The sequence below is a fragment of the Azotobacter tropicalis genome, from assembly GCF_059739045.1.
Window position 1 is genome coordinate 3,757,642 of sequence record NZ_AP046059.1, and the last position, 14,110, is coordinate 3,771,751.

10 protein-coding genes, 2 tRNA genes and 2 pseudogenes are annotated in these 14,110 nt (G+C 60.1%); 13 read left to right on the forward strand and 1 reads right to left on the reverse strand.

Features of this window, described 5'->3' with window-relative positions:
• The first annotated feature begins 102 nt into the window (after positions 1 to 102).
• From dnaJ to greA, 5 genes are all read left to right on the forward strand, one after another.
• Positions 103 to 1,227: a molecular chaperone DnaJ gene (gene dnaJ, locus Atro_RS17765; protein WP_497924394.1), complete on the forward strand. Its 1,125-nt coding sequence runs from the start codon at positions 103 to 105 to the stop codon at positions 1,225 to 1,227.
• A gap of 51 nt (positions 1,228 to 1,278) precedes the next feature.
• On the forward strand, positions 1,279 to 2,082 hold the full coding sequence (gene dapB / locus Atro_RS17770) for a 4-hydroxy-tetrahydrodipicolinate reductase (protein ID WP_497924396.1): 804 nt from the start codon (positions 1,279 to 1,281) through the stop codon (positions 2,080 to 2,082).
• A 184-nt stretch (positions 2,083 to 2,266) separates the two neighbouring features.
• Entirely contained in the window at positions 2,267 to 3,403 is a 1,137-nt protein-coding gene (carA, locus tag Atro_RS17775; RefSeq protein ID WP_497924398.1) for a glutamine-hydrolyzing carbamoyl-phosphate synthase small subunit, read from the forward strand.
• A 36-nt stretch (positions 3,404 to 3,439) separates the two neighbouring features.
• Positions 3,440 to 6,661: a carbamoyl-phosphate synthase large subunit gene (gene carB, locus Atro_RS17780; RefSeq protein ID WP_497924400.1), complete on the forward strand. Its 3,222-nt coding sequence runs from the start codon at positions 3,440 to 3,442 to the stop codon at positions 6,659 to 6,661.
• Positions 6,658 to 7,134 (forward strand): transcription elongation factor GreA, encoded by a 477-nt coding sequence (gene greA, locus Atro_RS17785; protein WP_497924402.1) that lies wholly within the window; start codon positions 6,658 to 6,660, stop codon positions 7,132 to 7,134. The genes carB and greA overlap by 4 nt, the downstream gene beginning before the upstream one ends.
• Before the next feature lie 129 nt (positions 7,135 to 7,263).
• Here the strand turns inward: greA and yhbY are convergent, their stop codons facing one another.
• A complete protein-coding gene (gene yhbY, locus Atro_RS17790; protein WP_497924404.1) occupies positions 7,264 to 7,578 on the reverse strand; it encodes a ribosome assembly RNA-binding protein YhbY in 315 nt (104 codons plus the stop codon).
• 86 nt (positions 7,579 to 7,664) lie between these two features.
• Here yhbY and rlmE point away from each other — a divergent pair, with 86 nt between their 5' ends.
• The 8 genes and pseudogenes from rlmE to rimP all read left to right on the forward strand — a co-directional run bounded on the left by rlmE (position 7,665) and on the right by rimP (position 14,080).
• Positions 7,665 to 8,288, forward strand: a complete 624-nt coding sequence (gene rlmE, locus Atro_RS17795) for a 23S rRNA (uridine(2552)-2'-O)-methyltransferase RlmE (protein ID WP_497924406.1) — start codon at positions 7,665 to 7,667, stop codon at positions 8,286 to 8,288.
• A 156-nt stretch (positions 8,289 to 8,444) separates the two neighbouring features.
• Positions 8,445 to 10,355, forward strand: coding sequence for an ATP-dependent zinc metalloprotease FtsH (gene ftsH, locus Atro_RS17800; RefSeq protein WP_497927702.1), 1,911 nt, complete (start codon positions 8,445 to 8,447; stop codon positions 10,353 to 10,355).
• 9 nt (positions 10,356 to 10,364) lie between these two features.
• Positions 10,365 to 11,230: pseudogene (folP, locus tag Atro_RS17805) on the forward strand (dihydropteroate synthase).
• Positions 11,227 to 12,563 (forward strand): annotated as a pseudogene (gene glmM, locus Atro_RS17810) (phosphoglucosamine mutase). The pseudogenes folP and glmM overlap by 4 nt, the downstream one beginning before the upstream one ends.
• A gap of 265 nt (positions 12,564 to 12,828) precedes the next feature.
• The gene (gene secG, locus Atro_RS17815; RefSeq protein ID WP_497924408.1) at positions 12,829 to 13,218 is read left to right on the forward strand and encodes a preprotein translocase subunit SecG; all 390 of its coding nucleotides are present in this window, start codon (positions 12,829 to 12,831) and stop codon (positions 13,216 to 13,218) included.
• A gap of 7 nt (positions 13,219 to 13,225) precedes the next feature.
• Positions 13,226 to 13,311 (forward strand) — tRNA-Leu (locus Atro_RS17820).
• A gap of 97 nt (positions 13,312 to 13,408) precedes the next feature.
• A tRNA-Met gene (locus Atro_RS17825) sits at positions 13,409 to 13,485 on the forward strand.
• Between the two features lie 136 nt (positions 13,486 to 13,621).
• Positions 13,622 to 14,080 (forward strand): ribosome maturation factor RimP, encoded by a 459-nt coding sequence (gene rimP, locus Atro_RS17830; protein WP_497927703.1) that lies wholly within the window; start codon positions 13,622 to 13,624, stop codon positions 14,078 to 14,080.
• Positions 14,081 to 14,110 lie beyond the last annotated feature (30 nt).

A 14,110-nucleotide genomic window follows, 5' to 3' on the forward strand; every position in this document is an offset into this window, starting at 1 on the left:
TCCGTCCCGGCCCGTCGCTTGCGAGGGGCCTGAACCGCCGCGCGGGGGCTTGCTCCCGCGTCGGCGTGTCTGGGGCAGACGAATCCGGAGTTCATGAGATTTATGGCGAAGCGTGACTATTACGAAGTGCTGGGGGTCGAGCGGGGAGCCGACGAGGCGGAGCTGAAGAAGGCTTATCGCCGTCTGGCCATGAAGTACCACCCCGATCGTAATCCGGACGACAAGTCGGCCGAGGAGCGATTCAAGGAGGTCAACGAGGCCTACGAAGTGCTCTCGGATACCGGCAAGCGGACCGCGTACGATCAGTACGGGCATGCCGGAGTCGACCAGAGTATGGGGGGAGGCGGTTTCGGCGCTGGCGGAGCCAACTTCTCCGATATCTTCGGCGATGTGTTCAGCGATTTCTTCGGCGGCGGGCGCGGCGGCCCGCGTGGCGGCCCGCAGCGCGGCAGCGACCTGCGCTACACCCTGGAGCTCAACCTGGAGGAGGCGGTCCGCGGCACGACGGTGACCATTCGTGTCCCAACCCTGGTGCATTGCAAGACCTGCGATGGCAGCGGTGCGAAGAAGGGCACCACGCCGGTCACCTGTACGACCTGCGGCGGTATCGGTCAGGTGCGCATGCAGCAGGGCTTCTTCTCGGTGCAGCAAACCTGTCCGCGTTGCCATGGCAGCGGCAAGATGATTGCCGATCCTTGTACGGACTGCCATGGTCAGGGACGTGTCGAGGAGCACAAGACCCTGTCGGTGAAAGTGCCGGCCGGCGTCGACAGCGGTGATCGTATCCGTCTGGCCGGCGAGGGTGAAGCGGGCTCCCTGGGGGGGCCATCCGGCGACCTCTATGTCGTGGTCAGCGTGCGCGAGCACCCGATCTTCCAGCGTGACGGCAAGCATCTGTATTGCGAGGTGCCGATCAGCTTCGCCGACGCGGCGCTCGGTGGTGAGCTGGAGGTTCCCACCCTGGATGGTCGGGTCAAGCTGAAGATTCCGGAGGGCACCCAGACCGGCAAGCTGTTCCGCCTGCGCGGTAAGGGTGTGGCTCCAGTGCGTGGCGGCGCGGCGGGCGACCTGATGTGCCGGGTGGTGGTGGAGACGCCGGTCAACCTGAGCAAGCGCCAACGCGAACTACTCGAGGAGTTCCGCAGCAGTCTACAGGGCAACAGCAGTCATTCGCCCAAGGCTAGCGGCTGGTTCGAGGGCATGAAGCGCTTCTTCGACGATCTTTAACCGAACAGGATGGCGGCGCGGCGTGGCCCGCTCGCCTTCCGGAGCAGAGTTATGCGACGTATTGCAGTGATGGGTGCCGCCGGGCGCATGGGTAAGGCCCTGATCGAGGCGGTGCAGCAGGCGCCGGGGGCCTGCCTGACAGCGGCCGTTGCTCGGCCGGACAGCACCTTGGTGGGGGGCGATGCCGGCGAGCTGGCCGGTCTGGGGCGGATCGGTGTGCCCCTGTCGGGCGATCTGGGAGCAGTGCTGGACGAGTTCGACGTTCTAATCGATTTCACCCATCCGACCGTGACCCTGAAGAATCTGGAAATCTGCCGCCGGGCCGGCAAGGCCATGGTGATCGGCACCACCGGCTTTTCGGTCGACGAACGGCAACTACTGAGCGAGGCGGCTCGGGAGATTCCGATCGTCTTCGCCGCCAACTTCAGCGTCGGCGTCAATCTGTGCCTGAAGCTGCTGGATACCGCGGCGCGGGTGCTGGGTGACGAGGTCGACATCGAAATCATCGAGGCGCATCACCGGCACAAGGTCGATGCGCCGTCCGGTACCGCCCTGCGCATGGGCGAGGTGGTGGCCAGTGCCCTGGGGCGCGATTTGCGGAAAGTGGCGGTATATGGTCGCGAAGGCCAGACGGGGGCCCGGGCGCGGGAAACCATCGGCTTCGCCACCGTGCGCGCCGGCGATGTTGTCGGCGACCATACTGTGTTGTTCGCCGCGGAAGGCGAGCGGGTCGAGATTACCCATAAGGCTTCCAGCCGCATGACCTTTGCCAAGGGGGCAGTGCGTGCCGCACTCTGGTTGGAGGGGCGCGATCCTACGCTGTACGACATGCAGGATGTACTCGCGCTGCGCTGAAAAGACCTAGCAAAATGGTTGGTTACTAGACCGGGAAGGCCTTTTCCTGTACTCTAGGAATCCAATGTGTCTACCTAAAAGCACGCAGACAATCTGAAAAAGAGCGGGATGATGTGTCCACACGTCATTCCGCTTTTTTACAACCTGCGTATGCCCTATCAGGCTTGATTTCCGGGAGGTCTTCTTGACTAAGCCAGCCATTCTCGCCCTTGCTGATGGCAGCATCTTTCGTGGCGAATCCATCGGTGCCGATGGACAGACCATCGGCGAGGTGGTGTTCAACACTGCCATGACCGGCTATCAGGAAATCCTCACCGATCCTTCGTATGCGCAGCAGATCGTCACCCTGACCTACCCGCACATTGGCAATACCGGCACCACGCCGGAGGATGCCGAGTCCGGTCGCGTGTGGGCTGCCGGCCTGATCATTCGCGACCTGCCGCTGCTGGCCAGCAATTGGCGCAACAAGCAGTCGCTGCCGGACTACCTCAGAGAAAACGGCTGCGTAGCCATTGCCGACATCGATACCCGCCGCCTGACCCGCATCCTGCGCGAGAAAGGTTCGCAGAACGGCTGCATTCTGGTCGCCGACGACGCTACCGAGGAAAAAGCCCTGGAGCTGGCACGCAGCTTCCCTGGCCTCAAAGGCATGGACCTGGCCAAAGTGGTCAGTTGCTCTGAGCCCTACGAGTGGCGCTCCGGTGTCTGGGCGCTGGCGACCGACAGCCATCCGGAAGTCTCGGCCGGCAAGTTGCCCTACCATGTGGTCGCCTATGACTTCGGCGTCAAGCTGAACATCCTGCGCATGCTGGTGGCGCGCGGCTGCCGCTTGACCGTGGTGCCGGCGCAGACCCCGGCCAGCGAGGTTCTGGCGCTGAGTCCGGACGGCGTGTTCCTGTCCAACGGGCCGGGCGACCCCGAACCGTGCGACTATGCGATCCAGGCGATCAGGGACATCCTCGGGACAGACATCCCGGTATTTGGCATCTGCCTCGGCCATCAACTGCTGGCACTGGCCTCCGGTGCCAAGACCGTGAAGATGGGCCATGGCCATCATGGCGCCAACCACCCGGTGCAGGATCTCGATACCGGTGCGGTGATGATCACCAGCCAGAACCACGGTTTCGCCGTGGACGAGAGCACGCTGCCGGCCAATCTGCGGCCGATCCACAAGTCACTGTTCGACGGCACCCTGCAGGGCATCGAGCGCACCGACAAGTCGGCCTTCAGCTTCCAGGGCCACCCGGAGGCCAGCCCGGGTCCGCATGACGTGGCCCCGCTGTTCGACCGCTTCATCGCCGAAATGGCCAAGCGTCGCTGAGCCTGCCGACAGATCAACGGATTCGTGTGAGAGACCATGCCAAAACGTACAGACATTAAAAGCATCCTGATCCTTGGTGCCGGCCCCATCGTCATCGGCCAGGCCTGCGAGTTCGACTACTCGGGCGCCCAGGCGTGCAAGGCGCTGAAGGAAGAAGGCTTCCGCGTCATTCTGGTGAACTCCAACCCGGCCACCATCATGACCGACCCGGCCATGGCCGATGCCACCTACATCGAGCCGATCAAGTGGCAGACCGTGGCCAAGATCATCGAGAAGGAGCGCCCCGACGCCCTGCTGCCGACCATGGGCGGCCAGACTGCGCTGAACTGCGCCCTGGCGCTGGAAAAGCACGGCGTGCTGGCCAAGTTCGGCGTCGAGATGATCGGCGCCAACGCCGACACCATCGACAAGGCCGAAGACCGCTCGCGCTTCGACAAAGCCATGCGCGCGATCGGCCTGGAGTGTCCGCGCTCCGGCATCGCCCACAGCATGGACGAAGCCTATGGCGTGCTCGACAAGGTCGGCTTCCCCTGCATCATCCGCCCCAGCTTCACCATGGGCGGCACCGGTGGTGGCATTGCCTACAACCGCGAAGAATTCGAGGAAATCTGCACCCGCGGTCTCGACCTGTCGCCGACCAGCGAGCTGTTGATCGACGAATCGCTGATCGGCTGGAAGGAATACGAGATGGAGGTGGTCCGCGACAAGAAGGACAACTGCATCATCGTCTGCTCGATCGAGAACTTCGATCCGATGGGTGTGCATACCGGCGACTCGATCACCGTGGCCCCGGCGCAGACCCTGACCGACAAGGAATACCAGATCATGCGCAACGCATCGCTTGCGGTGTTGCGTGAGATTGGCGTGGAAACTGGTGGTTCCAACGTGCAGTTCGGCATCAATCCGGTCGACGGCCGCATGGTGGTGATCGAGATGAACCCGCGCGTGTCGCGCTCCTCGGCACTGGCCTCCAAGGCCACCGGCTTCCCGATCGCCAAGATCGCCGCCAAGCTGGCGGTGGGCTATACCCTCGACGAACTGTCCAACGACATCACCGGCGGCCGTACCCCGGCCTCCTTCGAGCCGGCCATCGACTACGTGGTCACCAAGGTGCCGCGCTTCGCCTTCGAGAAGTTTCCCAAGGCCGATGCCCGCCTGACTACCCAGATGAAGTCCGTGGGTGAGGTAATGGCCATCGGCCGTACCTTCCAGGAGTCGGTGCAGAAGGCCCTGCGTGGTCTGGAGGTCGGCGTCGCCGGTTTCGATCCCAAGCTGGACCTGGGCAACCCGGAAGCCGAGAGCATTCTCAAGCGCGAGCTGATCGTGCCGGGCGCCGAGCGCATCTGGTATGTGGCCGACGCCTTTCGCGCCGGCAAGAGCGTCGATGATGTCTTCGCGTTGACCAAGATCGATCCCTGGTTCCTGGTGCAGATCGAGGATCTGGTCAAGGAGGAGGAGCGGGTCAAGACGCTCGGTCTCTCCAGCATCGACCGCAACCTGATGTGGAAGCTCAAGCGCAAGGGCTTTTCCGACGCCCGCTTGGCCAAGCTGCTCGGTGTGACCGAGAAGAACCTGCGCAGCCACCGGCAGAAGCTGAAGGTGCAGCCGGTGTACAAGCGTGTCGATACCTGTGCTGCCGAGTTCGCCACCGATACCGCCTACATGTACTCGACCTATGAGGAAGAGTGCGAGGCCAATCCGTCGTCCCGCGACAAGATCATGGTCATCGGCGGCGGGCCGAACCGTATCGGCCAGGGCATCGAGTTCGACTACTGCTGCGTGCATGCTGCGCTGGCCATGCGCGAAGACGGTTACGAGACCATCATGGTCAACTGCAACCCGGAAACCGTCTCCACCGACTACGACACGTCCGATCGCCTGTATTTCGAGCCGGTGACCCTGGAGGACGTGCTGGAGATCGTCCGTGTCGAGCAGCCCAAGGGGGTCATCGTGCAGTACGGCGGCCAGACCCCGCTGAAGATCTGCCGCGCCCTGGAAGAGGCTGGCGTGCCGATCATCGGTACCAGCCCGGACGCCATCGACCGCGCCGAGGATCGCGAGCGCTTCCAGCAGATGGTCGAGCGTCTCAACCTGCGCCAGCCGCCGAATGCCACCGCCCGCAGCGAGGACGAGGCCATCGCCGCCTCGAAGGTGATCGGCTATCCGCTGGTGGTGCGTCCGTCCTATGTGCTGGGCGGCCGGGCCATGGAAATCGTCTATGAGGAGGACGAGCTCAAGCGCTACATGCGCGAGGCGGTACAGGTGTCCAACGACAGCCCGGTGCTGCTGGATCACTTCCTCAATTGCGCCATCGAGGTCGACATCGACGCGGTCTGCGACGGCGAGAACGTGGTGATTGGGGCGATCATGCAGCATATCGAACAGGCCGGCGTGCACTCCGGCGACTCGGCCTGCTCGCTGCCGCCCTATTCGCTGCCGGCACATATCCAGGACGACATCCGCGAGCAGGTCAAGAAAATGGCCCTGGAGCTCGGTGTGATCGGCCTGATGAACGTGCAGATGGCCGTGCAGGGCGAGGACATCTACGTGCTGGAAGTGAACCCGCGCGCCTCGCGTACCGTACCTTTCGTCTCCAAGTGCATCGGTGAGTCCCTGGCCAAGGTCGCGGCCCGCGTGATGGCGGGCAAGACCCTCAGGGAAATCGGTTTCACCGAGGAAATCATTCCGCCGTTCTTCAGCGTTAAGGAAGCGGTGTTCCCGTTCGCCAAGTTCCCCGGCGTCGATCCCATCCTTGGCCCGGAAATGAAGTCCACCGGCGAGGTGATGGGGGTCGGCGACAGTTTTGCCGAGGCTTTTGCCAAGGCCCAGCTGGGGGCCAGCGAGACGCTGCCGACCGGCGGCTGCGCCTTCATCAGCGTGCGCGAGGACGACAAGCCGTTCGTTGCCGATGTGGCGCGCAACCTGGTCGCCCTCGGCTTCGAAGTGGTGGCCACTGCCGGTACCGCTCGCATGATAGAGGCGGCCGGCCTGCCGGTTCGCCGGGTGAACAAGGTGACCGAGGGGCGTCCCCATGTGGTCGATATGATCAAGAACGACGAGGTCACCCTAATCATCAATACCACCGAGGGGCGTCAGTCGATCGCCGACTCCTTCTCGATCCGTCGCAACGCTCTGCAGCACAAGATCTGCATCACCACCACCATCGCCGGTGGTCAGGCGATCTGTGAGGCGCTCAAGTTCGGTCCCGAGAAGACCGTGCGCCGTCTGCAGGATCTCCATGCAGGAATCAACGCATGACCAAGTTTCCGATGACTGTCCAGGGCGCGCGCGCCCTGGAGGAAGAACTCAAGCATCTGAAAACCGAACTGCGTCCGCAGATCACCCAGGCGATCGCCGAGGCGCGCGAGCTGGGTGACCTCAAGGAGAACGCCGAATACCACGCTGCCCGGGAGCAACAGGGCATGGTCGAGGCACGGATCCGCGACATCGAAGGACGCCTGCAGAATGCGCAAGTCATCGATGTAACGGCCATTCCCCATACCGGGAAGGTGATCTTCGGCGTCACCGTTGAAATCGCCAACGTCGAGACCGACGAAACCGTGGTCTACCAGATCGTCGGCGACGACGAGGCCGATATCAAACAGGGCAAACTGTCGGTCAGCTCGCCGATCGCCCGCGCCCTGGTGGGCAAAGAAGAGGGCGATGTTGTGGCGGTAAAGACGCCAAGCGGCACCGTCGAATACGAGATCATCGAAGTCCGCCATCTCTGAGCCGAAGACGTCGACAAAGGCAGGGAGCGGTCTTCCGGGTTGCTCCCTGGGCATACGGTATCTGGTGTAGCACCAAGTCGTAACTGGCAGCCCGCTCACAGGTGGATTTCTGGTTGCCTATCGGTTGCTTTAGGCCTGGTGGAAGCGGCTGATGTTCGAAAGGTTCTTGTTCGGCTTGGGGTTCTTGCGGTAGAGCAGGGCGACCTTGCCGATCACCTGCGCCAGTTCGCTTCCGGATGCGTCGCAGAGTTCGGCAACCACCGCCTGGCGGTCGTCGCGTTCGGCGAGGTTGATCTTCACCTTGATCAGTTCGTGATCGTTCAGGGCTCGCTCAAGCTCGGCCAGAACGCCTTCGGTCACACCGTTTTCGGCCACGATCAAAACAGGCTTCAGGTGATGGCCGATGGATTTGAAATGTTTCTTCTGCTCCTGAGTGAGCGCCATAATCTGACCCCTGCGTCCGATCTTGTTGAAAAGCGGCCTAGTCTACCCGAGCGACCCGGGGCCGCCCAGCCAAACACGAGGTGCCCGTGGCCCGATCCAAGACTAGTCATCGCTGGTTGAAAGAACATTTTGATGACCCCTATGTGAAGATGGCGCAAAAGGATGGTTATCGTTCACGTGCCAGCTACAAACTGTTGGAGATTCAAGAGAAGGACCGCATCCTGCGGCCGGGCATGACTGTCGTCGATCTGGGGGCCGCGCCGGGCGGCTGGTCACAGGTGACCAGTCGGTTGATCGGAGATAGAGGGCGTCTGGTTGCCTCGGACATCTTGCCGATGGACAGCATCCCGGATGTGACCTTCATTCAGGGAGACTTCACCGACGATACGGTGTTCGCCCTGCTCCTTGAAGCAATCGGCGGGCAACCGGTAGATCTTGTGATGTCCGATATGGCGCCCAATATGAGCGGAGTGAAGGCAGCCGACCAGCCACGGGCCATGTATCTCTGCGAGCTGGCGTTGGATCTGGCCGGGCGGGTTCTGCGTCCGGGAGGCGATTTTTTGATCAAGATCTTCCAAGGCGAAGGCTTCGATCAATACCTTCGGCGGGTGCGCGAGGGCTTCGACAGGGTGCAGATGCGCAAGCCCCTCTCTTCCCGTGACCGTTCTCGCGAACAATATCTGCTCGCGCGCGGCTTTCGCGGAGCCTAGACTGCTGATGAGCCGTACGGGTGTTCGAAATAAGGCACACAAAGGGTTACAGAGAGGCCTGCCGGGGGCGGGGGTTGTGTATTAAGTTAGGCGGGTAGCTGTACCAGCCGTCATACAGGGACTGGCGCCGTCCCAGAGGGTAGTTAATTGAACGATATGGCAAAGAACCTGATTCTGTGGTTGATCATCGCAGCCGTTCTGGTGACCGTGATGAACAACTTTACCAATCCGAGCGAACCGCAGACGCTGAATTATTCGGACTTCATCCAGCAGGTCAAGGACGGTAAGGTCGAGCGGGTTACCGTGGATGGCTATATCATCACCGGGCAGCGGATAGACGGCGACAACTTCAAGACGATCCGTCCGGCCATCCAGGACGGTGGCCTGATAGGCGATCTGATCGACAACAATGTTCAGATCGAAGGCAAGCAGCCCGAACAGCAAAGCATCTGGTCACAGTTGCTGGTGGCCAGCTTCCCGATTCTGGTGATCATTGCCGTATTCATGTTCTTCATGCGCCAGATGCAGGGTGGCGCGGGTGGCAAAGGTGGGCCGATGAGCTTCGGCAAGAGCAAGGCGCGCCTGCTCTCGGAGGATCAGGTCAAAACCACCTTTGCTGATGTTGCCGGCTGTGACGAGGCCAAGGAAGAGGTCAGTGAGCTGGTCGAGTTTCTTCGCGATCCGGGCAAGTTCCAGCGCCTCGGTGGGCGCATTCCCCGTGGCGTGCTGATGGTCGGCCCGCCCGGCACCGGCAAGACGTTGTTGGCCAAAGCGATTGCCGGCGAGGCCAAGGTTCCGTTCTTCACCATCTCCGGTTCGGATTTTGTCGAGATGTTCGTCGGTGTCGGTGCTTCGCGTGTCCGGGACATGTTCGATCAGGCCAAGAAGCATGCTCCCTGCATCATCTTCATCGATGAAATCGATGCCGTTGGCCGTCATCGCGGTGCCGGACTTGGCGGCGGCCACGACGAGCGTGAGCAGACACTCAACCAGTTGCTCGTGGAGATGGATGGTTTTGAAATGAACGATGGCATCATCGTCATTGCTGCGACCAACCGCCCGGACGTGCTTGACCCGGCGCTGTTGCGTCCGGGGCGCTTCGATCGCCAGGTGGTGGTCGGCCTGCCGGATATCCGCGGTCGCGAGCAGATCCTCAAGGTGCATATGCGCAAGGTTCCGGTGAGCGAAGATGTCAACCCGGCGGTCATCGCTCGGGGTACTCCCGGCTTTTCGGGGGCTGATTTAGCCAACCTTGTGAACGAGGCCTCATTGTTTGCCGCGCGTGCCAACAAGCGCATCGTCGAGATGCGCGAGTTCGAGCTGGCCAAGGACAAGATCATGATGGGCGCCGAGCGCAAGACCATGGTCATGTCCGAAAAGGAAAAGCTCAACACGGCATACCATGAGGCGGGGCATGCGATCGTCGGAAGGCTGGTGCCCGAGCATGATCCTGTCTACAAAGTATCGATCATTCCGCGCGGGCGCGCTCTGGGCGTGACCATGTTTTTGCCTGAAGAAGATCGCTACAGTCTGTCCAAGCGGGCGCTGATCAGCCAGATTTGCTCGTTGTTCGGCGGGCGTATTGCCGAAGAGATGACCTTGGGCTTTGAAGGGGTCACTACGGGGGCCTCCAACGACATCATGCGTGCCACCCAGATTGCCCGAAACATGGTGACTAAGTGGGGGCTCTCGGAAAAACTAGGACCGTTGATGTATGCGGAAGAAGAGGGAGAGGTGTTTCTTGGCCGCACCGCCGGGGCCCAGCACGCCAACGTCTCGGCGGAAACCGCCAGGCTGATCGACCAGGAGGTGCGCAGTATCATTGACCAGTGCTACTGCACGGCCACGCAGTTGCTGAGAGATAACCGTGACAAGCTGGACATGATGGCGGAGGCATTAATGAAGTATGAAACCATTGATGCCGACCAGATCGATGACATCATGGCGGGACGCACAGTGCGTGAGCCGAAGGACTGGCAGGGTGGTTCCGGCACCTCTGGTACACCGGTTTCTCAGGGGGGCAATCGGGCCGAGTCTCCAATAGGAGGGCCGGCTGGCGAACATTAAGGCTTGCAAATGACTTTGTTGCCTCCGACCCGGTTGCCTTGTGGCAACCGGGTTCTTGATTTGTCACGCTCCCATGTGATGGGCATTCTTAATGTAACGCCAGACTCTTTTTCGGACGGGGGGCGCTTCAAGGGCTCGATGCTGCGTTGAAGCATGCGCGGAGTATGGTTGCTGCTGGAGCTGCGTTGATCGATGTTGGGGGGGAGTCGACTCGTCCCGGTGCTCGCGTGGTGTCGGCGAATGAGGAACTGGATCGCGTTGCGCCCGTCGTCGAAGCCATTGCATCCGAATTAGATGTCATCATCTCGGTGGATACCTCGACTCCGATAGTAATGCGCGAGGCAGCCCGTCTGGGAGCCGGTCTAATCAATGACGTCCGTTCGCTGCGGCGAGACGGTGCTCTGAAGGCGGCGGCGGAGGCGCGGCTGCCAATCTGTCTGATGCATATGCTGGGAGAGCCGGCCACCATGCAGGCGGATCCCCGCTATGTGGACCTGCTGGGCGAGGTGCGAGGCTTTCTGCTTGGGCGCATGCAGGCCTGTGCTGCGGCGGGGATTCCGGCTGAGCGCCTGCTGCTGGATCCGGGCTTTGGGTTCGCCAAGACGTTGCAGCACAACCTGCTGTTGTTCCGGCATATGGAGACGCTGCACGAGCTTGGTCGCCCGCTGTTGGTCGGTGTCTCCCGCAAGAGCATGATCGGTCAGGTATTGGGGTGCGAGGTTGGCCGGCGCCTGAACGGCAGTCTAGCCTTGGCGGCATTAGCGGTAGCCAAGGGGGTGCGTATCGTGCGGGTGCACGATGTGGCGGAAACGGCCGAGGTGGTACGAATGATCGATGCCGTGGAAACGGCAGAATGGGAGGAGGGGAAGCATTGAGCAAAAAATATTTCGGCACCGACGGCATCCGTGGGCGGGTGGGCGAATATCCCATTACCCGGATTTCATGCTCAAGCTGGGATGGGCTGCCGGCAAGGCCTTTCGTCGCCAGGGGGGGTGCCGTGTGCTGGTCGGCAAGGATACTCGCATATCCGGCTACATGTTCGAGTCGGTATTGGAAGCGGGGCTCTCCGCTGCTGGTGCCGATGTGCTGCTGCTCGGCCCCATGCCGACGCCCGCTATTGCCTATCTCACGCGAACCTTTCATGCCGAAGCAGGCATTGTCATCAGTGCTTCGCACAATCCCCATTACGACAATGGCATTAAGTTCTTTTCCGGCCAGGGAACCAAACTGCCCGACGAGTTGGAACTGATAATCGAGGAACTGCTTGATACGCCGATGACGGTAGTCGACTCATCCCAGTTGGGCAAGGTTTCCCGTATCAACGATGCAGCCGGGCGCTATATCGAATTCTGTAAGAGCAGTGTGCCGACCGGTACTAGCTTTGCCGGCCTCAAGGTCGTCGTAGACTGTGCTCATGGCGCAACTTATAAGGTCGCTCCCAGCGTGTTCCGTGAGCTGGGTGCCGAGGTGGCGGTTCTAGGGACTCAACCCAACGGGTTAAACATCAACGACCGTTGCGGCTCTACTGATATCGTTGCGTTGCAGGCAGAAGTGCTCATGCAGCGTGCCGATCTCGGTATTGCTTTCGACGGTGATGGTGATCGGGTGCTAATGGTTGACCATGCTGGGGCAGTGGTTGATGGTGATGAGCTGCTCTTTCTGATCGCACGCGACATGCAGGAGCAGGGTAAGCTGCGAGGCGGAGTTATCGGTACTCTGATGAGCAACTTAGGGCTAGAACTGGTTCTGCAGGATATGAACATTCCATTCGAGCGAGCCAAGGTCGGTGACCGTTATGTCATGGCCGAATTATTGGCTCGCAATTGGCAATTGGGAGGAGAAAGCTCCGGACATATCGTTTGCTGTCATCATGCAACAACTGGCGATGGCATTATTGCTGCGCTGCAGGTGTTGATGGCCTTGAAGCATCGTGGACAGAGGCTCGCTGAAGCGCGCCAGGGGATGCGCAAATTTCCGCAGGTGTTGCTCAATGTACGTTATGAGGGCGACAAGGATCCTGTTGGGCATCCGATTGTACAAGAGGCTTGCGAGCGTGTGACCGAACAAATGGCGGGACGAGGACGGGTACTGCTACGCAAGTCGGGTACCGAGCCTTTGGTGAGAGTAATGGTTGAAGGTGATGACGAAAGCCAGGTACGACTCTATGCAGACCATCTAGCAAAGATTGTTGCAGATGTATGTGCTTGATTGGCTTGTCAGTTCATTTTGGTTCATATAACATCTGCGCCCACTTTGATCGATTGCCTAGATATGCCGGCTCTTTGGCGGTAATGGCTGTTTTAAATGTTTTGGTGCGGGTTGCATCGCTCTGTATGTTTGATGTGTTGCGATTGGTAGCTGTGACCGAGTTGGTTGACCGTCTGGTTGTTGGTGAAGGCTGCTTGGTTTGACTCCTCTCAATGCAGATGCAGATAAAGTCTGATGCGATCTGCTGCGCTGCAGGTAACTGAAGATGCTGGAAACGGAAACGATCATTGTCGTCTTTCACCTGTTGGCCGCTCTGGGTGTGGTCGTGCTGGTTTTGATTCAGCAGGGTAAGGGGGCGGAGGCTGGGGCTTCTTTTGGCTCTGGTGCGTCTGCAACTGTTTTTGGTAGCCAAGGGTCCTCTACCTTTTTGAGTCGCGTTACTGCTATACTGGCTGCCGCTTTTTTTCTGACTAGCCTTGGGTTGGGGTTTATAGCTAAAGAAAAGGCAGGCTCGTTGGGTGAAGTAGGTTTGCCGAGTCCGGCGGCGATAGAGGTTCAGCAGGAAAAGCCGGCGGCGGAAGATGTGCCTGTGTTTGAAGAGCAAAAATCCGCAGGTGGCTCTGTAGGTATGCCTCAAATTCCAGGGCAGAAGTAAAGGTTTTGCCGAGGTGGTGGAATTGGTAGACACGCTACCTTGAGGTGGTAGTGGCCATAGGCTGTAGGGGTTCGAGTCCCCTCCTCGGTACCAAATCAGGAAGGCCCGCTAATTGCGGGCCTTCTTGCTTACAGAAGTTAGGTTGACTGGAGAGTAGGGGTATACGTATACTTGTTTTCCAGCTTTATGACGCGGGGTGGAGCAGTCTGGTAGCTCGTCGGGCTCATAACCCGAAGGTCGTTGGTTCAAATCCAGCCCCCGCAACCAGTTGTTATAAAAGCCCCTTTTCAAGGGGCTTTTTGCTAGATATCAGTAAGTGCCGATAATCGGTACACGTAGCGACGATAAAGGGAATGGGCGTTTCGCCCATTTTTTATTTGCACAGCATGCGCGAGGGGTTCAGGTGTCGAGCAAGCTAGAACAGTTGCAGGCCTTGCTGGCCCCGGTAGTCGAGGCTCTCGGCTATGAATGCTGGGGTATTGAGTTCCTGTCACAGGGGCGGCACTCGCTGTTGCGGGTCTATATCGATCACGCCAACGGCATCCTCATCGATGATTGCGAAAAGGTCAGTCGCCAAGTCAGCGGTGTGCTCGATGTGGAGGACCCGATCAGCAATGAATACACCCTTGAGGTTTCCTCGCCAGGCATGGATCGGCCGTTATTTACTCTTGAGCAGTTTGCTCGCTGTGCCGGCGAGCAGGTGAAAGTTAGATTGCGTTCTCCCTTTGATGGGCGGCGCAATTTCCAGGGGCTCCTGCGTGGTGTCGAGGACCAAGACGTCGTCATGCTGGTGGATGACCACGAATATCTGTTGCCAATCGATCTGATCGATAAAGCCAATATTATTCCCCGTTTTGATTGAGACGCGGATCCGCGGATCCCAATGGATTGC